General features: G+C 43.4%; 24 protein-coding genes. 12 read left to right on the top strand and 12 right to left on the bottom strand.

Going from position 1 to position 23,961, the window contains the following annotated elements; all coding sequences use genetic code 11:
* Nucleotides 1-14: 14 nt before the first annotated feature.
* The 4 genes from NQ117_RS08315 to NQ117_RS08330 all read right to left on the bottom strand — a co-directional run bounded on the left by NQ117_RS08315 (nt 15) and on the right by NQ117_RS08330 (nt 4,872).
* Nucleotides 15-1,997, bottom strand: coding sequence for a GGDEF domain-containing protein (locus NQ117_RS08315; protein WP_258277498.1), 1,983 nt, complete (start codon nt 1,995-1,997; stop codon nt 15-17).
* Nucleotides 1,998-2,026: 29 nt separating this feature from the next.
* Nucleotides 2,027-2,407 carry a DUF423 domain-containing protein gene (locus NQ117_RS08320; RefSeq protein ID WP_258277499.1) on the bottom strand — a complete coding sequence of 127 codons (381 nt, stop codon included), beginning with the start codon at nt 2,405-2,407 and terminating at the stop codon, nt 2,027-2,029.
* Between the two features lie 178 nt (nt 2,408-2,585).
* A complete protein-coding gene (locus NQ117_RS08325; RefSeq protein WP_258277500.1) occupies nt 2,586-3,269 on the bottom strand; it encodes a response regulator in 684 nt (227 codons plus the stop codon).
* Nucleotides 3,247-4,872, bottom strand: coding sequence for an ATP-binding protein (locus NQ117_RS08330; RefSeq protein WP_258277501.1), 1,626 nt, complete (start codon nt 4,870-4,872; stop codon nt 3,247-3,249). Before NQ117_RS08330 ends, NQ117_RS08325 begins: the two co-directional genes overlap by 23 nt.
* Nucleotides 4,873-5,293: 421 nt before the next feature.
* Between NQ117_RS08330 and NQ117_RS08335 the strand changes: the two genes are divergently transcribed.
* From NQ117_RS08335 to NQ117_RS08365, 7 genes are all read left to right on the top strand, one after another.
* On the top strand, nt 5,294-6,301 hold the full coding sequence (locus NQ117_RS08335) for a tripartite tricarboxylate transporter substrate binding protein (RefSeq protein WP_258277502.1): 1,008 nt from the start codon (nt 5,294-5,296) through the stop codon (nt 6,299-6,301).
* A 31-nt stretch (nt 6,302-6,332) separates the two neighbouring features.
* Entirely contained in the window at nt 6,333-6,842 is a 510-nt protein-coding gene (locus NQ117_RS08340) for a tripartite tricarboxylate transporter TctB family protein (RefSeq protein WP_258277503.1), read from the top strand.
* A 15-nt stretch (nt 6,843-6,857) separates the two neighbouring features.
* On the top strand, nt 6,858-8,390 hold the full coding sequence (locus NQ117_RS08345; protein WP_258277504.1) for a tripartite tricarboxylate transporter permease: 1,533 nt from the start codon (nt 6,858-6,860) through the stop codon (nt 8,388-8,390).
* Between the two features lie 26 nt (nt 8,391-8,416).
* Nucleotides 8,417-9,850, top strand: coding sequence for an NAD-dependent malic enzyme (locus NQ117_RS08350; RefSeq protein WP_258277505.1), 1,434 nt, complete (start codon nt 8,417-8,419; stop codon nt 9,848-9,850).
* 417 nt (nt 9,851-10,267) lie between these two features.
* Nucleotides 10,268-10,453: a hypothetical protein gene (locus tag NQ117_RS08355; protein ID WP_258277506.1), complete on the top strand. Its 186-nt coding sequence runs from the start codon at nt 10,268-10,270 to the stop codon at nt 10,451-10,453.
* A gap of 233 nt (nt 10,454-10,686) precedes the next feature.
* Nucleotides 10,687-11,844: a sporulation protein YhbH gene (yhbH, locus tag NQ117_RS08360; protein ID WP_258277507.1), complete on the top strand. Its 1,158-nt coding sequence runs from the start codon at nt 10,687-10,689 to the stop codon at nt 11,842-11,844.
* Nucleotides 11,841-13,289, top strand: a complete 1,449-nt coding sequence (locus tag NQ117_RS08365) for a SpoVR family protein (RefSeq protein WP_258277508.1) — start codon at nt 11,841-11,843, stop codon at nt 13,287-13,289. The genes yhbH and NQ117_RS08365 overlap by 4 nt, the downstream gene beginning before the upstream one ends.
* Before the next feature lie 117 nt (nt 13,290-13,406).
* On the opposite strand, the gene NQ117_RS08370 is transcribed toward NQ117_RS08365, so the two are convergent.
* On the bottom strand, nt 13,407-13,907 hold the full coding sequence (locus tag NQ117_RS08370; RefSeq protein WP_258277509.1) for a hypothetical protein: 501 nt from the start codon (nt 13,905-13,907) through the stop codon (nt 13,407-13,409).
* A 189-nt stretch (nt 13,908-14,096) separates the two neighbouring features.
* Here NQ117_RS08370 and NQ117_RS08375 point away from each other — a divergent pair, with 189 nt between their 5' ends.
* The gene (locus tag NQ117_RS08375) at nt 14,097-14,774 is read left to right on the top strand and encodes a 3'-5' exonuclease (protein ID WP_258277510.1); all 678 of its coding nucleotides are present in this window, start codon (nt 14,097-14,099) and stop codon (nt 14,772-14,774) included.
* A gap of 65 nt (nt 14,775-14,839) precedes the next feature.
* On the opposite strand, the gene NQ117_RS08380 is transcribed toward NQ117_RS08375, so the two are convergent.
* Nucleotides 14,840-15,664 (bottom strand): aldo/keto reductase, encoded by an 825-nt coding sequence (locus tag NQ117_RS08380; RefSeq protein WP_258277511.1) that lies wholly within the window; start codon nt 15,662-15,664, stop codon nt 14,840-14,842.
* Between the two features lie 512 nt (nt 15,665-16,176).
* Here NQ117_RS08380 and NQ117_RS08385 point away from each other — a divergent pair.
* Genes NQ117_RS08385 through cysW form a run of 4 tightly spaced genes read left to right on the top strand, consistent with a single transcriptional unit; the run spans nt 16,177 to nt 19,335 of the window.
* Nucleotides 16,177-16,440: a YezD family protein gene (locus NQ117_RS08385; protein WP_309137858.1), complete on the top strand. Its 264-nt coding sequence runs from the start codon at nt 16,177-16,179 to the stop codon at nt 16,438-16,440.
* A complete protein-coding gene (locus NQ117_RS08390; RefSeq protein ID WP_258277512.1) occupies nt 16,412-17,482 on the top strand; it encodes a sulfate ABC transporter substrate-binding protein in 1,071 nt (356 codons plus the stop codon). Before NQ117_RS08385 ends, NQ117_RS08390 begins: the two co-directional genes overlap by 29 nt.
* A gap of 44 nt (nt 17,483-17,526) precedes the next feature.
* Complete coding sequence (gene cysT / locus NQ117_RS08395; protein ID WP_258277513.1) at nt 17,527-18,384, top strand: sulfate ABC transporter permease subunit CysT; 858 nt, start codon at nt 17,527-17,529, stop codon at nt 18,382-18,384.
* A 42-nt stretch (nt 18,385-18,426) separates the two neighbouring features.
* The gene (gene cysW, locus NQ117_RS08400) at nt 18,427-19,335 is read left to right on the top strand and encodes a sulfate ABC transporter permease subunit CysW (protein WP_375163033.1); all 909 of its coding nucleotides are present in this window, start codon (nt 18,427-18,429) and stop codon (nt 19,333-19,335) included.
* A gap of 118 nt (nt 19,336-19,453) precedes the next feature.
* Here the strand turns inward: cysW and NQ117_RS08405 are convergent, their stop codons facing one another.
* From NQ117_RS08405 to NQ117_RS08430, 6 genes are all read right to left on the bottom strand, one after another.
* Nucleotides 19,454-20,620 carry an MGDG synthase family glycosyltransferase gene (locus tag NQ117_RS08405; RefSeq protein WP_258277515.1) on the bottom strand — a complete coding sequence of 389 codons (1,167 nt, stop codon included), beginning with the start codon at nt 20,618-20,620 and terminating at the stop codon, nt 19,454-19,456.
* A gap of 257 nt (nt 20,621-20,877) precedes the next feature.
* Complete coding sequence (gene gerQ / locus NQ117_RS08410) at nt 20,878-21,366, bottom strand: spore coat protein GerQ (RefSeq protein ID WP_375163055.1); 489 nt, start codon at nt 21,364-21,366, stop codon at nt 20,878-20,880.
* Nucleotides 21,367-21,460: 94 nt separating this feature from the next.
* Nucleotides 21,461-21,892, bottom strand: a complete 432-nt coding sequence (locus NQ117_RS08415; protein WP_258277517.1) for a cell wall hydrolase — start codon at nt 21,890-21,892, stop codon at nt 21,461-21,463.
* Nucleotides 21,893-22,046: 154 nt separating this feature from the next.
* Complete coding sequence (locus NQ117_RS08420) at nt 22,047-22,667, bottom strand: FMN-dependent NADH-azoreductase (RefSeq protein WP_258277518.1); 621 nt, start codon at nt 22,665-22,667, stop codon at nt 22,047-22,049.
* Between the two features lie 85 nt (nt 22,668-22,752).
* Nucleotides 22,753-23,373 (bottom strand): FMN-dependent NADH-azoreductase, encoded by a 621-nt coding sequence (locus tag NQ117_RS08425; protein WP_258277519.1) that lies wholly within the window; start codon nt 23,371-23,373, stop codon nt 22,753-22,755.
* A gap of 188 nt (nt 23,374-23,561) precedes the next feature.
* Nucleotides 23,562-23,961, bottom strand: a 400-nt coding sequence (locus tag NQ117_RS08430; protein ID WP_258277520.1) for a hypothetical protein, incomplete at its 5' end; no start/stop codon positions are given.

Genomic DNA, 23,961 nt, shown 5'->3' on the forward strand with positions numbered 1-23,961 from the left:
TGTTTCACTTCGCCTTATGAAGCCAATTGATCTTGCAGCATCACTTCAATTTCTGGAACGGGTATAGGAGGACTAAAGTAATAGCCTTGAATTTCGTCACAGGCATGCTCCTGCAAAAACCGAAGCTGTCCTGTATTCTCCACTCCCTCAGCAATGACATGAATATTCATAGTGTGGCCCAGCGCTATAATAGCAGATACAATTGCAGCATCATTTGGATCATGCTCCAAATCACGTACAAAGGAACGATCAATCTTAAGACGATGTATTGGGAAATTTTTAAGATAATGAAGCGAGCTGTACCCGGTTCCGAAATCATCAATGCTAATGGAAACTCCCATTTGCTTTAACTGTGACAATACTTTGGAGGCACGATTCACGTCCAATGTCATCGTTTCCGTAATCTCCAGCTCTAAATACTGTGGGGGAAGTCCTGTTCGTCGCAATACTTCCTGAACAACTTCCATTAAGTTCTTCTGCTCGAACTGACGAACTGATAAATTCACCGATACCGGTATCGGTGGAAGACCTGCGTCTTGCCATCTCTTATTTTGGAAACACGCCTGTTCCAATACCCATTCACCTAATGTAACGATGAAGCCGCTCTCTTCAGCTAATGGGATAAACTCACTAGGAGGTATTCTGCCCTTTTGCGGATGATTCCAACGAATAAGTGCTTCCATACCGATAATTCGTTCTGTGTTCATCTCAACTTGCGGCTGATAATAAAGCTCATACTCATTGTTCAGCAGCGCGTTGCGCATTTCATGCTCCAGCGTCAGCCTTTCAAGCGAAACTACATTCATTTCAGGTGTATAGAACAAATAGCTATTTTTCCCCTGCTCTTTAACCTCTGACATTGCGGAAACGGCCTTCTTAACCAGAGAAGCCGCATCTTCTTGATGGATGTTGCCGCCGTCTTCACTATAAATGGTAACACCTATACTCATCGCAACGTGAACAGGTATATCTCTTAACAAAAATGGTTCGTCCATCATACGAAGCAACTGTCGTGCTTGCTCCGCCACATGTTGATCCGATTTGACCGAAGTCAGAACACAGGCGAACTCGTCGCCTTCCATTCTTGCCAGTACATCATGCGGATTCATTTTGCGCAGCAATCGTTCAGCAATCTGCAAAAGCAACATATCACCGAAGTCTGGGCCGAATGTATCGTTTATTCGCTTGAATCGATCGATATCCATATAAAGCACCGAGATATAAATGGGTTCGTCCTTTTCTTTCGCTATTCGCAACAAATCATTAATATGCTGCATAAGCTTTCGGCGATTCGGAAGGCCCGTCATATCATCATAATAGGACATATAGTGAATTTCCTCTGCCATATGCCTCTTTGCATAATGATCTTGAATATAAATGACACAACCCGCTTCTTGCTCTTGAGAAAAGTCAAGCGGCTGGTGAATATGAACAAGCCAATCTTGAGGGTAACCTTCGTAATGCAGTCCTTTGACCTCAATCGTCACATTGTGCTTATCCGTAAGCACTTGCCCAACCTTCTCCCTAAAACAAGGCAAATAAGTCGGATCAATAATTCCTTCATCGGTCAAAGGTTGATGCTCTTTAATACCTATCAAATCTCGGAAGGCTCGATTGGTAGCCACAATATGTCCTTTCGGAGACATATATAACGCAGGTAAGGGCAAATTCTCGTTTACAAGCTTCCAGCGATTGTTCGCTTGAGAAGCAGTCTGGTCGCCGAACGCGAACTCATTGCCAACATCAGTTGACGCAAGCGCTTGCTGCTCTACATGATGGGCACGGTAGTAACGACTAACTACAAAAACATTGATCAACTGAGCTAGCATCAGCACACTTAGTACATAACGCATTGCCTCATTAGAAATGAACCAAATCGCTGCACACAAAATAAAAATAGCAGCGTTTATTCCAACTACCCATTGAATCATGTTAGCAAGAGTCGCACTCCGTTGCGATTGCTGTCGATGTTGTCCATCCCTGGATATCACTCTCATCTCGTCCTCTCCGGCTCCATGTAACGTATCTATGAAGAACGTCTCGCAGCTAGAGCAAGCATAAGCCACCCAGCAATAAATGCGATCCCGCCAATCGGAGTAATAGCTCCTAGCACTTTTATACCTGTGAAGCACAATACATAAAGGCTTCCCGAGAAGATTACGATGCCCAGTGTTATGAATCTCGCTGACCAGAGCACCTTGGTTCTGTTGCTTTCAGGCAGCCGCTCGCTAAGCAAAGCAATAATAAGAAGAGCAAGCGCATGAAAAATATGATATTGCACAGCTGTTTCGTAGGTGGCTAATCGATCAGGTGTTAACATGTCTTTCATCACATGAGCACCAAACGCACCAAGACCAACTGCGAGGGCAGCGGCGATGCTGCCTATCTTTATGTAGCGGTTTAACATGTTGCCAGCTCCTTTAGTTCTGTCGGCAATATTTACTAGAACAATCCCTTATTTATTTTATATGAACTGAAGTGCTTTTTCCATAACTTATTCTAAGTATGAGCATTGTTTCACATATTAGAAACACAATTAGAGAGGCACTACTGCGCTACCTCTCTTCGAATTACAGGAATAACGTCTACATAACATGATACACGCGCTCGGGCCGTCCTACTGTTCCATACACCACATCGGCTCGAAGTGAGCCCTGGGTAACTAAATATTCCAAATAACGACGCGCAGTCGAACGGCTAATGCCTACCACTCTTCCCAGTTTTTCCGCCGATATGCCTTGTCCTGCATATTGCAAATGTTCCATAATCTTGTCCAGCGTTAGTTTGTCAATTCCTTTCGGATAGTATGGTTCCTTCATTTTCTCAGAGCGTCCTCTTAGTAATGCATCCACTTGCTGTTGGCTCACCGCTGTCATTTGGGAACTAAGCTGTTCCATCTCATGGTGAAAATGTTTGTACTTCTCTAATGTTTCCAACATCCGATCGTAAATAACGGGTTTGATAATAAAGTCAAATACACCACTTTGAATCGCTTCTCTAATCGACTTCAAATCTTTAGCCGCTGTTATCATAATGACATCCACGTACGGATAGTTTTGTTTCATAAACCGAAGCAGTTCTAAGCCGTTCATATCGGGAAAGAAAATATCAAGCAGCACAAGGTCTGGATCTAAAATATGAAGCTGTTCTTTTGCTTGTACCTCGTCAGTAGCAATTCCGACAACACTGTAGTCAGGCACCTTCTCTACTAGTCGACGATTGATTTCTGCAATGCGCACATCATCTTCAACGATTAGTACTCGAATCATCGTGATCCCCCTCGCTTTCCCCCATTGAGCTTTCCTTTGGAATGATAACAACAAATACCGCTCCTGAACCTTCTTCACGAGCATGATAGTGAATCATACCACCCAATTGTTCTACAGCCTGTTTGACAAGACTTAGACCGAAACCACGATGCTCACCGACTTTTGTCGTAAACCCGAGATTGAAAATATTATCTCCATACGCAGTTGGTATGCCATTACCAGAGTCCTCAACTTCAATCATCAATTCATTGCCCGTGTCTGACAAAAAGATTCGGATTAACCGCTCTTGCTCCATTTGATGAACAGCTTCCAACGCATTATCTATCAAATTGCCGATTATCGTTACAAGCTTATTCCGATCAACATGCTCCGGCACGTTCTGAAAACTGCTCGCAGCATCCACTTGCAGCTCGACATTCACCTCATGCGCTCGATTGAACTTACCAATAAGAAGGCCCGCCACGATAGGATCAGGAATTTCCTCCATCATAAAATGCATAAAATTCTGGTGCATATTCGACTCTTTTGCAATTAAATCCAGTGCTTCTGAATAGGATTCTAATTGAATGAGGCCAGCTATTAAATGAAGCTTATTCGAAAACTCATGTGTCTGTGAACGCAATCCATCTGCGTAATTGCGAAGCTGAAACAACTGCTCGGTTAGTATAAACATATCTGACTTGTTGCGGAAGCTCGAAACTGCACCAATAACTTGATTGCGGCTATTAAAAATAGGCACTCGACTCGCTACCAGATTCCGATCTCCAATCGTGAACTCCACATCATACTGAGAGTTTTTCGACTCAATCACTTCCATTAATGTTGTCTGAGGAAATAAAGTTGTGATCGGAACTCCTGTCATATCCTGTGGCTGCAATCCCATTAGTTCAAAAGCCGCAGGGTTCATCGTCGAAATATCCCCTTTTTCATTAATAGCAATAATACCTTCACGAATCGATTCTAGCAGTGTTTTTTTCTCTTGATAAAGTCGTCCTATCTCTACAGGCTCCAAACCATGAATCGATTTTTTCACATTTTTCGTAATGATCACTGCGCCGCCCACACCAAGCAGTATAGCAAGTGCCGCCAATCCAGAGATCGCTAGCTGATAAGGAAGAACTTCTTCTTTAATATCCTTTTTCAAAAAACCGACGGAAACGACGCCAATAATGCGGTTATTATGATCAAATATCGGCGCCTTACCTCTCAATGAAGCTCCAAGACTGCCTATAGCCTCAGATACGATAGCTTCCCCACGAAAAACAGCGTCATTGTCTCCACCTACCATTGGCTTACCGATGCGATCTGCTACCGGATGGGCTACTCGTATCCCATTTTCATCACCAACAACAATGAACTCTGCTTCTGTCTGCAGCCGAATTTGCTCTACTAGAGGCAAAATAATAGCAGTTGGGTTGTCTTTCTGAAATGCCTGTTTTACCTGATCCATATTCGCAATCACTTTTGCCAATCGAAGCGCCTCTTCTCCTGCCTGCGACTTCATTGTTGACATCCACATCGCTTGAAATGTCCATGACAGCCCAATAATAACAATAGATAATAAGGTACAAATAAGAAGCATTAACTTCGTTTGCAGCCTCATGGATTCCCCTCCTAATCGAACATAGACGTTGATTTTCTCTATATATGAACTATCGCGGTAGAACAGTAAAATCAAAAGATCACAGCATCTATAGTAAGCGCTTTCTGAAGACGGAACAATTTATTCGCCATCTGCGCTGCTCCAGTTATGCACGATTCGAGCTATTCCAACACCTGCATGACACTAGATTCCCATCCATCGAATAAAAGTCTTTTGTATATGAACAACCTGACAATTTTCTAGTTTTTTCTACTATATCATCTGTGAAAGTTTTGTGAATACCAACAACTTTGTGAACTTTATGAACAAAATGAATTTAAAATGCAGAATGCTTATTATGAACGGATACTATCTCAATATTAGATCGTTTGGTAATATTATCATTGTAAGCGTTATCATTATGCTTTAGGGGGATGAACTTATGAAAAAACAATTTAAGTGGCAATTCGCTCTACTAGCCTTAATAACTGCATTGACTTTGAGCGCATGTAGCACTGGTGGACAAAGTGCGAAATATCCTGACAAAGCTGTTGCTGTCGTTGCACCTTCAGGCGCAGGCGGCGGTTGGGATAAAACAGCACGCTCCATCACAAAGATCTTAACGGAAACGAAACTCGTATCTAGCTCACTGATTGTAGAAAATAAGCCAGGCGGTGGCGGCGTTGTATTCCTTGGCGAATATGTCTCCAAAGATGCTAACGACATGCACAAATTATTCGTCAACTCACCTCCTATTCTTATAAATAACTGGAAGAGCGAAGGAAAAAGCCCATACGGCTTCCGTGATGTTCAACCACTTGCACAGCTGACAACTGACTTTGGTGCAATTGTCGTTTCAGCAGACTCAAAATATAACGACATCAACGAAGTAATCGCAGATATCAAAGCTGATCCTACTAAAGTAACTGTTGCTGGCGGCTCTGCTCCTGGATCGATGGACCACTTGATCGCTGTACTTCCTGCTTACAAAGCAGGCGTTGATCCAAAAACAGTCAAATATGTTTCTTATGACGGTGGCGGCGAAGCAATGACAGCATTGCTAGGTAACAATGCTGACGTAATCGCTACAGATGCATCTTCTGTAGGTGAATTCCTTGAAGCAGGCAAAATTAAAGTACTTGCGATTACTGCCAATGAACGTCTTGGTGGCATTCTGAAAGATGTACCTACGCTCAAAGAAAAAGGCATTGATGCAGACTTCACAATCTGGCGCGGTGTATTCGGACCTAAGAAATTGAGTGCAGATCAATTGAAGTATTGGGATGATACATTCAAAGCTCTAAATGATAAAGAAGAATGGAAGAAAGAACTTGAAGCTAATGGTTGGCTTCCAGAGTACAAAAACTCTGCAGACTTCACAAAGTTCCTTGAAGAGCAAGAGGTTACTATTAAGCAGCTACTGACAGCTCTTGGCATGGCAAATGCTTAATCTATCTTATTATGAATAGGGGTTTGACATCATGATGAAGCGTTTTGACACATGGGCAGGCCTCGTCTTTCTTCTAATTGGTATTGCGTTTGTAGTAGGAAGTACGAAGCTAAGCACTTCTGCCTTTGGCAGCAACGTCGGTCCTGATATTTTCCCGATGGCACTTGGCAGCATTATGATACTACTCAGCGCAAGATTAATGTTCGAGACATTCAAAGCGCCTGTTGCTCCAAAGCAACAGGCGCACGTTGAATCTGCAGCTACCGTTGAAGAAGATGAGGCTACTATACCTTCCAAACCGAACTACAAAGGATTTTTCCTTATTTTCGGCGCAGCCTTTTTATATGCTTTCTTCTTAGAAGATATCGGTTATCCGATTGGAACGTTTTTATTCCTACTATTCGCCTTTCAAGTCATGGAACGTGGCAAGTGGCTCGTATCCACAATTATCGCCGCAGGTTTTTCCTTAGGTATTTATTATTTATTCGTGAAAATTTTGCAAGGAACTTTGCCGGGCTTCCCGTCATTTATTCCGTTGTAGGAGGTGCCGTCAACGATGAGCGTATTTGAACATTTAATGAATGGCTTTGCAACCAGCTTCTTATGGTATAACCTCTTATTTGCCTTCGTAGGTGTTATTATTGGAACTGCTGTCGGCGTTCTTCCTGGTATCGGACCGATGAGTGGCGTGGCCCTGCTAATTCCAGTTACGAGTTCCGTTACAAGCGGTATCGGCTTAGGCCCTGCTGAAGCAGCTACAAGTTCTATCATTTTGCTTGCTGGTGTTTACTACGGAGCCATGTATGGCGGCTCAACAACGTCTATTCTCTTAAATACCCCTGGGGAATCATCATCCGTCGTTACCGCATTAGACGGTTATCAGATGGCAAAGAAAGGACGCGCAGGAGCTGCACTTTCTATCGCTGCAATCGGTTCTTTTGTGGCAGGCCTCGTTTCCTTGATCGGATTAGTATTCCTTGCAGAGCCTTTGTCCAATGTAGCATTATCATTTGGCCCTGCTGAATATTTCTCTCTTATGCTGCTTGGTTTATGTGCAGTAAGCGGCTTGGCAGGAAAGTCTATGACGAAAGCACTTATTATGACGGTATTCGGACTATTGCTTGCAACAATCGGTATGGACAATGTTTCAGGTGTTGCTCGATTTACGTTTGATAACCCTATTTTATATGCAGGACTAGAGTTCCTGACAATCGCTGTAGGTATGTTCGCCTTGGGCGAAGTATTCAAAACGATTATCGACAATGACAAATCAAATGGGAAAATTGCGAAGATCGGGCGCGTTATGCCAACGAAACAAGACCTTAAAGATAGTGCCGCTCCTATTACACGCGGTTCTTTACTTGGCTTCTTTATCGGTGTCCTGCCTGGCGCAGGTGCGACGCTTGCATCATTCTTCAGTTATATTACGGAGAAAAAAATTAGCAAAAATCCTGAAAAATTCGGTAAGGGCGCAATTGAAGGCGTTGCCGCTCCTGAATCTGCTAACAATGCATCATCAGGTGGTGCGATGATCCCACTTCTAACTCTTGGTATACCGGGATCAGGTACAACTGCCATTCTAATGGGCGCATTCATGATGTATAACATTCAGCCAGGCCCTTTGTTATTCGATAAGCACCCTGAAGTTGCTTGGGGCTTAATTGCCAGTATGTTTATCGGTAATGTGATGCTCTTAGTTTTGAACATGCCACTTGTTAAAGTGTTCGCAAAAATTATTGATACACCAACTCGATATTTATTACCAATAATTGTTGCAATTTCGATATTTGGAGTATACGCTGTACAAGTCAGCATATTTGATCTCATGGTATTATTAGGATGTGGTCTTCTAGGGTATATATTTACTAAGCATGACTACCCTATCGCTCCTCTCGTACTAGCTCTAGTATTAGGTCCAATGATTGAGAACAACATGCGTCGTGCATTAACTGCATCAAACGGTGATTTTTCTATCTTTGTTACAAAACCATTGTCAGTCGTATTTTTAGTCTGCGCCCTCTTATGGATCGCTATTCCATTGATCTTGAAAATGAGAGGCAAAAAAGTTCTAGTAAACGAAGAAGGATAACAACTTGATAAAAAGTGGTGAAACTCATGGCAAACAAACCATTCAATGCTGGTTCAGGTAAAAGCTTTACCTTGCGTGTAGAAATGCTAAACGAAGAGACAAACTTTGTGGTCATTGCTTCAGCAATCTGTGAGCATGGCGGAGACGTTGTCGCTATCGATATGATTCAGACGAATGTTGAAAAAACGATCCGTGATATTACGGTTACAGTCCAAGACACCGTCCAAATCGATCGCATTTCCACTTCGATTAAAGCTTTGGCTGGCGTTCAACTGCTTCACATTTCAGATCGTACGTTCCTTATGCATCTTGGTGGCAAGATTGAAATGAAAGCGAAGCATCCTGTTCAGAACCGTGATGATTTATCCCGAGTCTATACGCCAGACGTAGCTAGAGTTTGTATGGCAATTCATGATGATCCACGCAAAGCTTTTACGCTTACGATGAAACGGAACACGGTAGCTGTTGTTTCTGACGGAACAGCTGTACTTGGCCTTGGTGACATCGGCCCGTATGGTGCAATGCCTGTTATGGAAGGTAAAGCCATGCTGTTCAAGCAATTCGGAGATGTGGATGCAGTTCCAATCTGTCTCGATACTCAAGACACAGAACAAATTATTCAAATCGTAAAATCTATCGCACCTGGATTTGGCGGCATTAACTTAGAGGATATTTCATCTCCTCGCTGCTTTGAGATTGAGGCTCGTTTGAAAGAAGAATTAGATATTCCCGTATTCCATGATGACCAGCATGGCACTGCTGTCGTCCTCTATGCGGGTTTAATAAACGCATTGAAATTAGTAAAGAAACGGATCGAAGATGTCAAGATCGTCGTAAACGGGATTGGAGCTGCCGGTGTCGCTTGCAGCAACATTTTGCTAAAAGCCGGCTGTAAAAATTTGATCGGTGTCGATATTGACGGAGCCATTGTGCGCACAAACACTTATGAACAGGATTCCTGGAACCAATTCGCTCAACGCACCAATCCGAACTTGGAGTCAGGCAGCCTAGCTGATGTCATCAAGGGAGCCGACGTATTTATCGGCCTTTCCCGAGGTGGACTTCTCAAACGTGAGCACGTTCTTACGATGGCAGAACGCCCTATCGTATTTGCGATGGCGAACCCTAATCCTGAAATTGCTCCTGAAGAAGCGGTTGATATTGTAGCTGTTCTGGCAACTGGGCGTTCTGATTATCCAAACCAAATTAACAATTTGCTCTGCTTCCCAGGTATTTTCCGCGGAGCACTGGATTGTCGCGCATCAACGATTAATGAAGAGATGAAGCTCGCGGCCGCTGAGGCAATTGCCGCGACAATTACGGATAAAGAGCGTAACTCTTCCTATATCATCCCAAGCGTATTTAACCCGACTGTCGTCGAGAACGTACGTAAACGCGTTATCGAAGCTGCGTTGGAGACAAAGGTAGCACGCCGTGTTCCTCGTGAGTATCGTGAGTAGTGATGATTGAATGAAGAAGGCATCAATCAGCTTGTCGTTTCGTTCAAAGAGATGATCATGTTTCCGATCGCTGTTGTCATCAATTGTTTCTTTTTTGAACTCTGCGGTTACAAATAAATGAAGCTGGCGACGAATGCGATTGCTCAACACGATTCAGCTCTTCGACATCCAAGCTGTTGTATGTATTCATTTTAAAGCATACTTTGGTCAAGCCCAAATCACCCCCCTGCTCCCCCCAGGAAACAGGGGGGTGATTATCGTTTTAGAACATCATATAACTACAGCAACATACTTTAGCTTCTTACCTCTATTCAGTATAGAACATATTGCAATTGCCCCTCTTTCCGTGTTAGTCTATGTTCATCACAGCACCATCTGTGCGTGTTAGATCGTACAGTTGAAAGGAAGATCGTAGCGATGACTGAATCCGAACAACCGAAGAAGACAAGCATGGCAAACGCTGCCAAAGCTTTGTTAGCGAAGAAGAAAGAACAGCAAGCCCAAGGAAATCAAGGATTCCATGGTGACCAGTCGACGAAGGCATTGAGAAGTCAAAACAACAAGAAGCCGAATAACCAACGCCGTCGTACTGGCGGATCCTAGGCTGCCGATTATTCAGAGCACGGCCTTTGTCCAGTCCGGACAAATAAGTCATGATGACTAGCAGCTTGCTTGGCAACAGCGTTACATTTGCATAAACACCGAAGAACCTTCATTACCACAACTTTGTGGAACAGAAGGTTCTTTTTTATTCTCATTTGTTCTATCACATATCCCCTTCGAACTTGAATATATTGAATACAATAGCGGTTGTGATTGTTCGAGGAGGTGTTTTCATGAAAGATTTATCATATATTGTGTCACGAGAAGACTGGTCGCTGCATCGGAAAGGGTATCAGGATCAAGACCGTCATCAGAAGAAAGTACGTGAAGCAATAAAGCAAAATATTCCCGATCTCGTCACTGAAGAGAACATCATCATGTCAGATGGCAAGCAAATTATTAAAGTGCCTATCCGAAGTCTTGATGAGTTCCGATTTGTATACAACTTCAATAAGAAGAAGCATGTTGGCCAAGGGAATGGCAAGAGTCGTGTCGGAGATGTTCTTGGTACCGACAGTCAGCAACAAGGCCCAGGAAAAGGCCGCAAAGCAGGCGATCAGCCCGGCTCCGACGTGGTAGAAGCTGAAATTAGCATTGCAGAACTGGAGCAACTGCTCTTCGAAGAACTCGAGCTTCCTAATCTAAAACAAAAAGACAAGGACCAACTGGAAATTACCGATATCCGCTTTAACGACATTCGCAAAAAAGGCATTATGTCCAATATCGATAAGAAGCGTACCATTCTAGAAAACATTCGCCGTAACGCTTTAAATGGTAACCCTGGCATTCATGGCATCAATCCTGATGATCTTCGATTCAAAACGTGGGAAGAGATTGTGAAACCTCAATCCAATGCTGTTATTATTGCCATGATGGATACTTCGGGATCGATGGGCAGCTTTGAAAAATATTGTGCCCGCAGCTTCTTCTTTTGGATGACAAGATTTCTACGCAAGCAGTATGAAAAAGTAGATATTGTATTTATCGCCCACCATACAGAAGCAAAGGAAGTATCCGAGGAAGACTTCTTTACACGAGGTGAAAGTGGAGGTACGATCTGTTCTTCTGTTTACATTAAGGCATTAGAAATCATTGAAAGCCGCTTCCCTCCATCCCTCTACAATATTTATCCGTTCCATTTCTCAGATGGAGATAACTTAACAAGTGATAATGAGCGTTGTGTAAAATTAATTCGCCAACTGCTGAGCGTGTCCAATATGTTCGGTTACGGAGAAGTTAATCAATACAATCGCAGCAGTACCCTGATGTCTGCCTATCGCAACATTGACCTGCCTAACTTCATGTATTATGTCATTAAGGAAAAAACCGAAGTATATAAAGCCCTAAAGCATTTCTTCAAAAAACAGCCAGCAAATGGGGTGTTCTTATGACTTCAGACGATTTGAAGCAGCTAGATTATGCAATTGCCGAAATTACGGAAATTGCCGCAGGGTTCGGCCTTGATTTCTATCCAATGCGGTATGAGATATGCCCTGCTGATATTATTTACACGTTCGGGGCTTACGGCATGCCTACTCGCTTCCATCATTGGAGCTTCGGAAAGACATTTCACAAAATGAAGATGCAATATGACTTTGGATTAAGCAAAATTTATGAATTGGTTATCAACTCCAATCCCTGTTACGCCTTCTTGCTGGAAGGAAATTCACTGATCCAGAACAAACTAATCGTCGCGCACGTATTAGCACACTGTGACTTTTTCAAAAACAACATCCGCTTCTCCACTTCTAATCGCAATATGGTGGAAAGTATGTCAGCAACCGCAGAGCGAGTATCTCAGTATGAACTGGAATACGGCGCACAAGCTGTTGAAAGCTTCATCGATGCAGTACTGGCGATTCAAGAACATGTTGACCCTCAAATCATTCGCCCACAGAAACTCGATAAGCAGCGATATATGGAGCTCAAAATACAGGAGATGAAAGAAGCGAAGCCTTCGAAGCTCAAAGGCTCTTACGATGATCTGTGGGATCTTGATTCTCCATTGAAAGACAGCAAGGATTCACCGCGCAAAGAGCATCAGAATCGAACGTTCCCACCCGAACCGGAGAAAGATGTTGTATGGTTCATTCAAGAGTTCTCCACAGAGCTAGAAGACTGGCAGCGTGACATTATGTCAATGCTGCGTGATGAAATGCTGTATTTCTGGCCGCAAATGGAGACAAAAATAATGAATGAGGGCTGGGCATCCTACTGGCATCAGCGGATTGTTCGGGAGCTCGATCTTACGACAGAAGAATCATTCGAATATGCAAAGCTGAACGCATCTGTCGTACAACCATCGAAGAACAGCTTAAACCCCTACTATCTGGGGCTGAAAATATTTGAAGATATTGAGAAACGCTGGGATAAGCCGACAAAGGAAGAAAAAGAACGGCTCGGAAGAAAGGATGGGCAAGGACGCGCTAAAATATTCGAAGTACGGGAACTGGATTCCGATACATCCTTTATCCGCAATTATTTAACGAAAAAGCTCACAGATGATCTTGATCTATACGTTTTTGAGAAAAAGGGGATCGAGTGGAAAATTACAGATAAAGCTTGGGAAAATGTGCGGGATCAGCTTGTATATAGCCGTGTTAATGGAGGTTTCCCTTACCTCGTTGTGAAAGATGGGGATTACCAGCGAAGTGGAGAGTTATACGTAACACATCAATACGAAGGGGTTGAACTTGATCTCAAATATGTCGAGCGAACACTCCCTTACCTATTCACGTTATGGGGGAAATCAGTTCACTTGGAAACGAAGGTCGAAGAAAAAGGTGTTCTCTTCACTTATGACGGGAAAAAAGTTTCACGTAAGTTCATTGGCTAAGCACATCCGAATATGACAACGAATAACGAGCATCCCTCCCCGACTATACATAAGGGACGAGATGCTCGTTGTATATATCCAGCATAGAATAAATCATTCCTCGCATTAACTTGCCAACTAAACAGAAATTTTGTTGCCTATACGCTTGTTCATTGATCCACGCGCAGCCACTTCTTCTTGCAAGACACGAGCCCATTGCTTCGCCTCTTCATCTGTTAGCAAATCATAGGTGTGCCATACAACTTGATCCCCATTTTTAAGCTTAAATACATAATGAGTGAAGATCGGTTGAAACAAAATACCAATTCGGGTATAAACGACCGTAAAATGTTCAATATTGGACCATGGCACCAAATCACCATTCTCCTTATATATTCCCGATTCATCATAAACAAATAGCTGGGATTGCTTCCGCACCGTCGCACGCAATGTGACCGAAAACAATCGGCCGAAATAAACAAGTCCCATGACAGACAATGCTGCAGAACCTAATTTCCACATTGCATCAGGAATTTTAACAACTGCTGCGTAAGCCAGCGCAATACTCCCAATAATAAATAAAAGTGAAATCATCATCTTCCTCATAACGGTCATACGATTGTAAACGATAGTAATCATGATGGCCTCCTGCTTAGAGTACGTATATGATTATGTACAACACTGAATGAAAATAGACCTAATATCATAGTATGATTATGTTAGATGGAATGCAATATATTACATCTCAGCCTTATGAAACCTATCCCTTCACTCACAATCATATGTTACAATCAGGGATGCAAGCTTATATGGAAGAAGGGGAGCAGCATGATTGCCATCATTTATGACTTGGAAATGACAGTTACACGCCGCAAAGGTCAAATATCCGAAATTATCGAAATCGGCGCCGTTAAACTAACGCATTCCGAAGGTAAAGCGGTTATCCTCGATACATTCCAAACCTTTGTCAAGCCTACTCTGACTTCCCGAATTACCGAGGATACAACCTCATTTACAGGGATCAGCCAGCAAGATATTATTCTTGCTGATGAATTGCCAGCAGCGCTTGAGCGCTTCGTTGCCTGGATCGGTATCGAAGAATATGCCTTGTGTTCATGGGGCCGTGATGACAAAATACAATTTACTAAGGAATGTAGACTTAAGAAAATACCTTTGCGTTGGCTTAAAAACTACACAGATGTGCAGCAGCAAATATCATCCTTAATGGGACGACCAAACAAACAGCAAATAGGCTTGAAAACCGCACTTGAAGAGTTGAATCTTCCTTTCGTCGGCTCTCATCATCGTGCGCTTGACGATGCATACAATACGGCATTACTATATATCAACTTTGCGGATAAAATATCACTCCATCAAAATAGAACGACAGACCATGCGGCGTATGAGAGTGAAATATACTACAAAGATCCATCTAATGATGATGAAGATTCACTTGCAAACAATCCGTTTGCGGCACTACAACGATTGAAGAACGATACGGAGTAAATATGAATAAAGCAATATACTAAATACCCGCCCTTCTAATCAGGCGGGTATTTAGTATGCACTTACTATACGATATTGAAGTCCTCAGGATCTGGACCAACACGTTTATCTTGATTTAGCTGGTCAATAATCAACATCTCATCAGCCGTCAATTCAAAATCGAACACATTGAAGTTCTCACGGATACGGGATGCTGTTACAGACTTAGGAATAACGATATTCCCTTTTTGTAAATGCCAGCGAATAACAACTTGAGCACCTGTCTTACCGTGGTTAGCAGCGATCGCCATCACAGCGCGGTCCTCTAGAATTTCTCCACCTTGCATAAGCGGGCTCCATGCTTCAAGCACGATGTTATGCTGGTTGCAGAATTGTCTCAAATCATTTTGAGCTAAACGCGGATGACATTCCACTTGGTTTACCGTAGGCTTGATCGAACAATGCTCCATCAAACGCTCCAAGTGATGGATATGGAAGTTAGACACACCAATTGCACGTACACGTCCTTCTTCAGCCAGTTTCTCCAATGCTTTGTATGTTTCAATATACAAGTCACGCTCTGGCGTAGGCCAATGCACGAGATATAGATCAACATAATCTGTACCAAGCTTGTTTAAGCTATCATCAAATGCTTTCAAAGTAGCTTCATAGCCTTGGTCGGCGTTCCAAACCTTTGTCGTTAAGAAGATATCTTCACGGGCTACGCCTGACTCCTTCATCGCTTTACCGACACCTGTTTCATTTTTGTAGACAGCAGCTGTATCGATATGACGATAACCAACCTCAAGGGCTGTTTTGATTGCATCTTCAACTTGCGCTCCATCTTCAACCCGCCATACACCAAGCCCAAGCTGCGGCATGCGTACTCCGTTGTTCAATGTAATAATCATGTTGTATCTCCTCTCACTTGTAGGTTGGACATCGTTACTGTTGGCAATTAGACATGCCAACGAACCGGATAACTAAACATCCTACTGTGTATATTACTTCAATTTGTAACCGCGTACAAGAAGGCACCACTCTGTATCTGTATATGCACCTACACTAGCAACATGACAGGTTTCCATCTGTACTCCTTTTGTCTTAGAACATTCTAACAAATTGAACAAAAGAACTGGCTTATTAGGAATAAGAGGCCTTCAAAATCGGGTTTACCTCCCACTAATGTAAGTCCCTTTCTTGCATTATGAGAATAAGTTTAAGTTTCGATACAGAAGCGTTGACACTCCATTTTACACTTGATAAGATACTCCCCAATAACATAGTAACTCAATCGGAATTGTTTTATTTAATTCCACATCGACCGGATCACCGGAGATACTAACACTACTCAAGCTCAGAAAGAATGAATGGTAAAAGGGTGTCTTGGCTAATTTTCATGAATAAAAGAGGAGGGTTTACGATGAGCATATCACCACAACGAGAAAATGATAGCACTACTGGATGGTCAACCGAATCAATTCCCCAAGCAGATGTTTGGCTCACTCGCATAGCAGAACATTTAAATGACCTTCGTTATGGTTCACTTAATATCGTCGTACATGATGGACGCATCGTCCAAATTGACCGCCTAGAACGCCACAGATACGACTTGAGCGATTCGCTATCATCTGTTAAAGAGAAAGGGGTTCTCTCTCATGATCGCAGGACAAAAAAGAAAAATTAAAACATCTGTTATTTCCCTTTTGCTAATTGGCTTAACGGCAACGATACTCGCAGGCTGCGGTGGAAAAAGCACCAGCAATCAATCCGGAAGCAACGGAGAACAAAACAAGACAGAGATTGAAATCCAAAACGTTTCTTACGACCCAACCCGTGAATTTTATGAAGAGTACAACAAAGCATTTGCTGCTCATTGGCTAAAAGAAGCTGGTCAAAACGTGACCGTTAAGCAGTCACATGGTGGAAGCGGCAAACAAGCTCGCTCCGTTATCGACGGACAGCAAGCAGATGTCGTGACACTCGCACTTGCCTATGATATTAACGCTATACAAAAGAAAGGGCTTCTGAAGCAGGACTGGCAGAAATCCTTCGAAGACAACAGCGCTCCTTACTACTCCACGATCGTCTTCCTAGTTCGCAAAGGCAATCCTAAACAAATTAAAGATTGGAACGATCTCATACGCGACGACGTTTCCGTTATTACTCCTAACCCAAAAACATCCGGCGGTGCACGCTGGAATTACCTTGCTGCATGGGGTTACGCCCTTAAGCACAACAACAATGATGAAGCTGCTGCACAGCAATTTGTACAATCCTTATTTAAGCGAGTTGAAGTATTGGATTCTGGCGCACGCGGTTCCACGACTACCTTCGTAGAACGCAACATTGGCGACGTTCTGATCTCCTGGGAAAATGAAGCTTTCCTAGCCGTGAATGAGCTTGGCAAAGATCAGTTCGATATTGTCGTACCTTCGTTGAGTATATTAGCCGAACCTCCCGTTGCTGTCGTTGATAATACTGTTGACAAACGTGGTACGAGAAAAGTAGCGGAAGCGTATCTGAAATATTTGTATACAAAAGAAGCTCAAGAACTCGTAGCGAAACATCACTATCGCCCTCGCCTTGAAGAAGTGGCGAAGAAGCATGAAAGTAAGTTTCCGAACATTGAATTGTTAACGATTGATAAGGACTTCGGCGGATGGGAAGCTGCCCAGGCGAAGCACTTTGCTGATGGCGGCATTTTCGACCAAATTTATGCCAAATAAGGCATTGCGGAATCATTACGCTTGATAGAAAGCAGGTTACGTCTATGTCTATATTAAAATCCCAACGTAAACCGAGCAGGAACGCCAAAAGCGTCCTGCCTGGCTTTCGACTGTCCATGGGCTTCACCCTTATCTATTTATCCTTCTTAGTACTGATACCGCTCGCTGCGATTGTGCTCCACTCCTTGCAGATGAGCTGGGGTACCTTCTGGGAACTAATATTGGATAAACGCGTGATTGCCGCCTATAAAATTAGCTTTTTAACTTCGCTAACAGCTGCTTTGATTAATGTCGTATTCGGCTTCATCATCGCCTGGGTGCTCGTGCGCTACGACTTCACAGGCAAGAAGCTTGTTAACGGCATCATCGACCTACCATTTGCTCTGCCAACAGCAGTTGCCGGTATCGCATTAACAGCTATCTATGCGAAAGATGGCTGGATTGGCCAATGGCTGTATGCGATAAACATACCGAGCGCGTACTCCGTAGTAGGCATCACGATCGCATTGACGTTTATTGGGCTGCCATTCGTCGTCCGTACCGTACAGCCGGTATTGGAGCAATGGGATCATGATGTAGAGGAGGCTGCTGCCATATTAGGCGCTTATCGCTGGCGAACGTTCATCCGTATTATTTTGCCGCAGCTGTTCCCTGCGATGCTAACTGGATTCGCGCTAGCCTTTGCTAGAGGGCTAGGTGAGTATGGCTCTGTCATCTTTATCGCAGGCAATATGCCGTTCAAAACCGAAATCGCCCCATTGTTAATGATGACGAAGCTGGAGCAGTATGATTATGCAGGTGCGACTTCCATTGCTCTTGTTATGCTCGTGATCGCATTTGTACTCCTCCTACTGATGAATGTCATTCAATGGAGCTTCACAAGACGCTGGGGTTCGTTATAGCCTGTTAAACGGCAGTTCAAAAGTACAATAATAATGAGGTACATGCTTATGACTATCTCTCAACAACCACTTCCATCTTCTCAAGCAGCATCATCGCTCACTGCGTCACGGCGTACAACATCGTATCGTTCTGTCACAAGTGAGCCTGCATGGGTGAGGAGGACATTGATTGGAATTGTGCTCTTATTTGTAATCGTTATGCTGATTTTGCCGCTCATCACCATATTTTCACAAGCTTTTAAACGTGGCTTTGAGGTATATGTAGCTGCACTGGAAGATCCGGATGCATGGGCTGCCATCAAACTATCTTTACTGACAGTAGCCGTTGTCGTGCCGCTTAATGCTGTATTCGGCATCGCCGCCGCTTGGTGCATAACAAAGTTTAGCTTTCGCGGCAAGCAATTGCTCGTATCCTTGATAGATGTTCCCTTTTCGGTCTCCCCAGTCATTGCTGGATTTATGTTTATTCTGCTATTCGGCGCACAGGGATGGTTCGGGCCTTGGCTTCAGGAAAATGGCATAGCCATCATCTTTTCTTGGCCTGGGATTATGCTAGGAACACTGTTTATTACGTTCCCATTTGTAGCGAGGGAGCTAATACCGCTCATGCAAACGCAAGGAATTCAAGAAGAAGAGGCTGCCATTACATTAGGCGCCAACGGCTGGAAGCTGTTCTGGCGGATTGCGCTGCCCAATATGAAATGGGGACTGCTGTATGGCATTATCATTTGTAATGCGAGAGCATTGGGTGAATTTGGTGCCGTTTCAGTCGTCTCAGGCCATATCCGTGGGGAAACGAATACGATACCGCTTCATATTGAAATACTCTATAACGAGTATCAATTCTCTGCTGCCTTTGCAGTCGCTTCCATACTTGTATTTGTCGCCTGCCTCACGTTAGTGCTTCAACATTGGTTTGATCGCAAGCGACGCGAACAGCAGCATTCATAGCCACATCGTTCAAAAGGGATCGAATAACACAGTCACACTGGTCATTCGATCCCCCTTTACCTCTAACCTATACGGCTGTACTCCAACCAAAACTAAGCATATTTCTACATTATGTAAGTCAGGAATATTGATACGTGCGGCATGCTTCTGTAGTTTTTGTAGCCTGTGTAACTATAAGTTGATCCACGACATCATCCACCATAAGAGCAGCTGCCTCCGGTTTAGCCAATCTTCGCATCGCCTGCTTCATTTCTTGCAACTTCAACGGGTATTGATATACCGCCTCAATTTCCCTCACTAGTTCACTTTCGCGCCTCACTACTACTGCTCCACCTTCACGCATAAGAAAACGCGCATTTTCAAGCTCTTGACCTGGCTGTGGACGTGCAATAAATACGGGAACATTCATGACCAGCGCCTCGGACAACGTAATTCCCCCTGCTTTCGTCACAAGAACATCAGCACAAGACATCAACGCAGCGACATTGTCCACATAGCCGAGAACATGAACATTAGGTGCCTGTGCAAATACTTGTTCCAACTCCTGTTTGCGTCGCTCATTGCGTCCACATACGATCACGACCTGCTGCCCCTCAATAGATGCCAATTGCTGCAGCCAGCCATCATCGGATTGGCGAATACCATACCCCCCAGACAAAACAAGTGTCATCTTTAGTTCGGAACGAAGGCCATATTTAGCAAAAGTTCCATCCACGCGGATCATATCAGAAAATATTTTCCGTATAGGAATCCCACTAACGACAATTTGTTCCTCCGCTATACCGCGTGAACGAATCCCTTCCTTCAATGTTTCAGTCGCCACATAATAGCGATCATTAGGTGATAGTATCCAGCGTTGATGCAAGTCAAAATCCGTAACAATCGTAAAGGTTTGCACATCCATACCTAGATTTTTGCACACTTGAGAAACATCAAAATAAGGAAAGGTACTAATAACAGCATCAGGCTGCTCCTCTTTCAGCAGATGCTTCAACTTGCCAGAACCGATTGAGAAACCAGCCGTTACTAACGGGTGCTTACGTGTAATTTTGCGGGTGCTGTAATAGCTCCAGCCATAGTAGTCGATACCAACAGCTGCCCACTTCGAACTTTGCAAATATATATATTTGACGAAAGAATCCCAGTGTGGATGCGCTTCCGCCATTAAATTAATGATGCGTATATCTACTTCATATCGCTTGAACTGCTCCTGTAATGCATTTGCTACTTGAACATGGCCATCGCCATAGGAGGCCGTTAATATAAATATTTTCGGACGTTTCATAGATTCCCCCAACCAAGTGTCAATCAAAATAAAAGCTCTTCACCATGATGTCATAGTTACCAATTCAACTATGATCATCATAGCTGAATTGTTTCTCTTCTGCACTACAAACAAGAAAAACTCATAAGAAAGGCATGATTTATCTATAAACGAAATTGTTCTTCTCACTCTATTAACCTAAATAAAACCCTCTGGAACGTAAGCATCTGCTTACATGCCAAAGGGCCGTTATGTGCGGAAACTGCATTATGTTTTGCTTACCTTGTTGGGGCACCTGGAATGCCTGTGTATACAAGCGGCTCATTGAAAGTAGCGTAATCCAAGTTCACCATAAGCAGCAATGTGCGCTGTCCCGTAGCTGGATCACTAATAATGATGTGATCACGTCCAGCTGCCTCTAGTACGCCGCGGAATATTTTAGCGTTCCACTCGGAGTTATTTTCATAGGTCATATAAAATGTTCCTACTTTGCCAAGGTTTAAGCGTAAAATATTTTCCACAAAAGACTGCTCAGTACTTTGTGTTTGTATAACTGTACCGCTCGGTGTCATAACTGCGCCACTGCTTACTTGCGGAGGAATAACATGCTGCTGTGGCTGTTGCTGCGGTGGAATCACCATCGCTTGCTGCTGCGGGGTCAAATAGGGTACAGCCGTCATTCCATTCCCCCCCCATTGTCCTGGTGGTTTATTATTACCGATTTGACCTGAAAAACCGCCTTGCTGTACAGGGTAGCTGTAATTCATGTTTGTCATTGCACTCTCTCCTTTTCAGATCTTTACTGTCTCTATATATAGCTACTTCATTTCAAACGAACATGTATTTGACTCATTATCGATACTAATAAGTGTTATATACATTTGGACAATCTTCACCAGTTGGGGTAAAAAAGCAATGAGCCTTATAGCGTCCTGAATTTTGCTGATTGTACCAAGTAGGCGGACAATCCCCTGCAGGCCGGAAAAACCACAATGCGTATGAAGCTGGCCACACTCGCTCTCCATTAATGGCTCGCTGTGCTAGTCGAACATCACGGTCACGGGCTTTTTGATAAAAATAGCCTTTCTGTGTCGCCTCAAAACCACCTGGATTTTGAAACACCATATCGCTCACCGATCGTATGTTCAAAAAATCCAAACAATCGCCCAATATTCGATTAACACCAACATTCCCGACCATCATCATTCCCTGTTCGCCTTCACCCTCTGCTTCCGCACGCATAAGACGCGCCAACAGCCTTACATCTTCTGAGTTCGCCTTAATAACGGCCATTCCGTTCGCTCCCTCCCTTCATCCGATATCATCATATGTGCAGTAGCCCAAATGGTGACACAAAAAAACAGAACCCTCTCACAAGGAGAAGATTCTGCTTATATATAACGCATTTAGAGGGAAGACATTTAGAACTTAGAATATAATTCTTGGATTACAATACTTGCTTTGCAAGCTCTTCTGCGCGCTTCTTCGCATCTTCCAACAATGCTGGCGCTTGATCTGGAGCTGCTGCTATACCTTCAACTACTAGGTTGTGGTAGTCTGTAATACCGATGAAGCCCATAGCTGCTTGCATATAGTTGTGTGTGAATTGAAGAGCTGGCATTTCAGCGTATGCACCACCACGTGCTTCAACAAGAACGATTTTCTTGCCGCCTACTAGACCTTGTGGGCCTTCTGGTGTGTACTTGAACGTACGGCCAGCAATTGTAATGTTGTCGATGTATGCTTTGAACATTGGCGGGTAGCTCAAGTTCCACATTGGCACTTCAAATACAACTACATCTGCTGCAAGGAATTGCTCAAGAATTTCATTCATGCGACCTACAGTTGTTTGTTGCTCAGCAGAAAGAGCTTCACCTGCTCCAAGTTTGCCCCATGCATCAAGTACAAGACCGTCGATCATTGGAATTGTTTCTTCATACAAGTTTACTTGTGCTACTTCTACTTGACCATTTGCTTTAAGTTGATCTACGAAGTGTGCGCCTAGTTGACGGCTGTAAGAAATCTCAAGTGGTTTTGGGTTGCTGTTAACTACTAATACTTTTGTCATGATTTGATATTCTCTCCTTATTCGTTCACTCGAATTTATAATTGTGCTCTATAGAGCACTTGAAAACCGTACATATTTGGGTGTCTTACAGTACTTGTTTCGCAAGTTCTTCAGCACGTTTTTTCGCTGCTTCCAACAATGCTGGAGCTTGATCCGGAGCTGCATTAACACCTTGAACAACCAAGTTGCTGTAGTCCGTAATACCAACAAAGCCCATTGCTGCTTGCATGTAGTTGTGTGTGAATTGAAGAGCTGGCATTTGGGAATAATCACCGCCACGAGACTCAACAAGAACAACTTTCTTACCGCCTGCTAGACCTTGTGGGCCTTCCGGAGTGTACTTGAACGTACGGCCAGCAATTGTAATATTGTCAATGTATGCTTTCAACATTGGTGGGTAGCTCAAGTTCCACATCGGCACTTCAAATACAACTACATCTGCTGCAAGGAATTGCTCAAGAATCTCATTCATGCGGCCTACTGTTGCTTGCTGCTCAGCAGAAAGAGCTTCACCTGCACCAAGTTTGCCCCATGCATCAAGTACAAGACCATCGATCATTGGGATTGTTTCTTCATACAAGTTCACTTGTGCTACTTCTACTTGACCAGCTGTGCGAAGCTGATCTACGAAGTGTTGACCAAGCTGGCGGCTGAAAGATAGCTCAAGCGGTTTGGGATTACTGTTTACTACTAATACTTTAGTCAAATCTATTCTCTCCTCATTATATATCTCGAATTAGGATATCTTAAATAATCAATTTATATTAATAATGAACTAACTTAATGTAAGCAATGATATCTTGAATTCTAACTAATGTCAACATCTATTTATAATTTTTTTCACAATAAGAGAAGCGGCCTATGTTACAACCGCTTCTCTGTCTTCTAACTTTATTACGAAGTATGCGTTTGACCTGTCACGCTTTGCACTTGACCTGTCGATTGATAATAATTCGGCACTACATCCTGATGTGCTCCATGCGTTTCAGCTGTTACGCTGTATACTTGGCCCGTTGGTTGGTACTGCGTTTCTGTATGAGCATAGCTCTGCACTTGGCCTGTTGGCTGGTACGATTGTGGCACTACATCTTGTTGTGCTCCATGTGTTTGTGCTGTAATGCTTTGTACTTGACCTGTTGGTTGGTACGATTGCGGCACTACATCTTGATGTGCCCCATGTGTTTGCGCTGTAATGCTTTGCACTTGGCCTGTTGGTTGGTACGATTGTGGCACTACATCTTGTTGTGCTCCATGTGTTTGTGCTGTAATGCTTTGTACTTGACCTGTTGGTTGA

Origin of the sequence: Paenibacillus sp. SC116, assembly GCF_024733555.1 — a bacterium.
In the GTDB taxonomy this organism is placed as follows: Bacteria; Bacillota; Bacilli; order Paenibacillales; family Paenibacillaceae; genus Paenibacillus_B.

Bases quoted from the DNA above. Each gene is read 5' to 3' on its own strand.
- NQ117_RS08315 (WP_258277498.1), bottom strand. From the start codon at position 1,997: ATGAGAGTGATATCCAGGGATGGACAACATCGACAGCAATCGCAACGG.
- NQ117_RS08320 (WP_258277499.1), bottom strand. From the start codon at position 2,407: ATGTTAAACCGCTACATAAAGATAGGCAGCATCGCCGCTGCCCTCGCA.
- NQ117_RS08325 (WP_258277500.1), bottom strand. From the start codon at position 3,269: ATGATTCGAGTACTAATCGTTGAAGATGATGTGCGCATTGCAGAAATC.
- NQ117_RS08330 (WP_258277501.1), bottom strand. From the start codon at position 4,872: ATGAGGCTGCAAACGAAGTTAATGCTTCTTATTTGTACCTTATTATCT.
- NQ117_RS08335 (WP_258277502.1), top strand. From the start codon at position 5,294: ATGAAAAAACAATTTAAGTGGCAATTCGCTCTACTAGCCTTAATAACT.
- NQ117_RS08340 (WP_258277503.1), top strand. From the start codon at position 6,333: ATGATGAAGCGTTTTGACACATGGGCAGGCCTCGTCTTTCTTCTAATT.
- NQ117_RS08345 (WP_258277504.1), top strand. From the start codon at position 6,858: ATGAGCGTATTTGAACATTTAATGAATGGCTTTGCAACCAGCTTCTTA.
- NQ117_RS08350 (WP_258277505.1), top strand. From the start codon at position 8,417: ATGGCAAACAAACCATTCAATGCTGGTTCAGGTAAAAGCTTTACCTTG.
- NQ117_RS08355 (WP_258277506.1), top strand. From the start codon at position 10,268: ATGACTGAATCCGAACAACCGAAGAAGACAAGCATGGCAAACGCTGCC.
- yhbH (WP_258277507.1), top strand. From the start codon at position 10,687: ATGAAAGATTTATCATATATTGTGTCACGAGAAGACTGGTCGCTGCAT.
- NQ117_RS08365 (WP_258277508.1), top strand. From the start codon at position 11,841: ATGACTTCAGACGATTTGAAGCAGCTAGATTATGCAATTGCCGAAATT.
- NQ117_RS08370 (WP_258277509.1), bottom strand. From the start codon at position 13,907: ATGATTACTATCGTTTACAATCGTATGACCGTTATGAGGAAGATGATG.
- NQ117_RS08375 (WP_258277510.1), top strand. From the start codon at position 14,097: ATGATTGCCATCATTTATGACTTGGAAATGACAGTTACACGCCGCAAA.
- NQ117_RS08380 (WP_258277511.1), bottom strand. From the start codon at position 15,664: ATGATTATTACATTGAACAACGGAGTACGCATGCCGCAGCTTGGGCTT.
- NQ117_RS08385 (WP_309137858.1), top strand. From the start codon at position 16,177: ATGAGCATATCACCACAACGAGAAAATGATAGCACTACTGGATGGTCA.
- NQ117_RS08390 (WP_258277512.1), top strand. From the start codon at position 16,412: ATGATCGCAGGACAAAAAAGAAAAATTAAAACATCTGTTATTTCCCTT.
- cysT (WP_258277513.1), top strand. From the start codon at position 17,527: ATGTCTATATTAAAATCCCAACGTAAACCGAGCAGGAACGCCAAAAGC.
- cysW (WP_375163033.1), top strand. From the start codon at position 18,427: ATGCTTATGACTATCTCTCAACAACCACTTCCATCTTCTCAAGCAGCA.
- NQ117_RS08405 (WP_258277515.1), bottom strand. From the start codon at position 20,620: ATGAAACGTCCGAAAATATTTATATTAACGGCCTCCTATGGCGATGGC.
- gerQ (WP_375163055.1), bottom strand. From the start codon at position 21,366: ATGAATTACAGCTACCCTGTACAGCAAGGCGGTTTTTCAGGTCAAATC.
- NQ117_RS08415 (WP_258277517.1), bottom strand. From the start codon at position 21,892: ATGGCCGTTATTAAGGCGAACTCAGAAGATGTAAGGCTGTTGGCGCGT.
- NQ117_RS08420 (WP_258277518.1), bottom strand. From the start codon at position 22,667: ATGACAAAAGTATTAGTAGTTAACAGCAACCCAAAACCACTTGAGATT.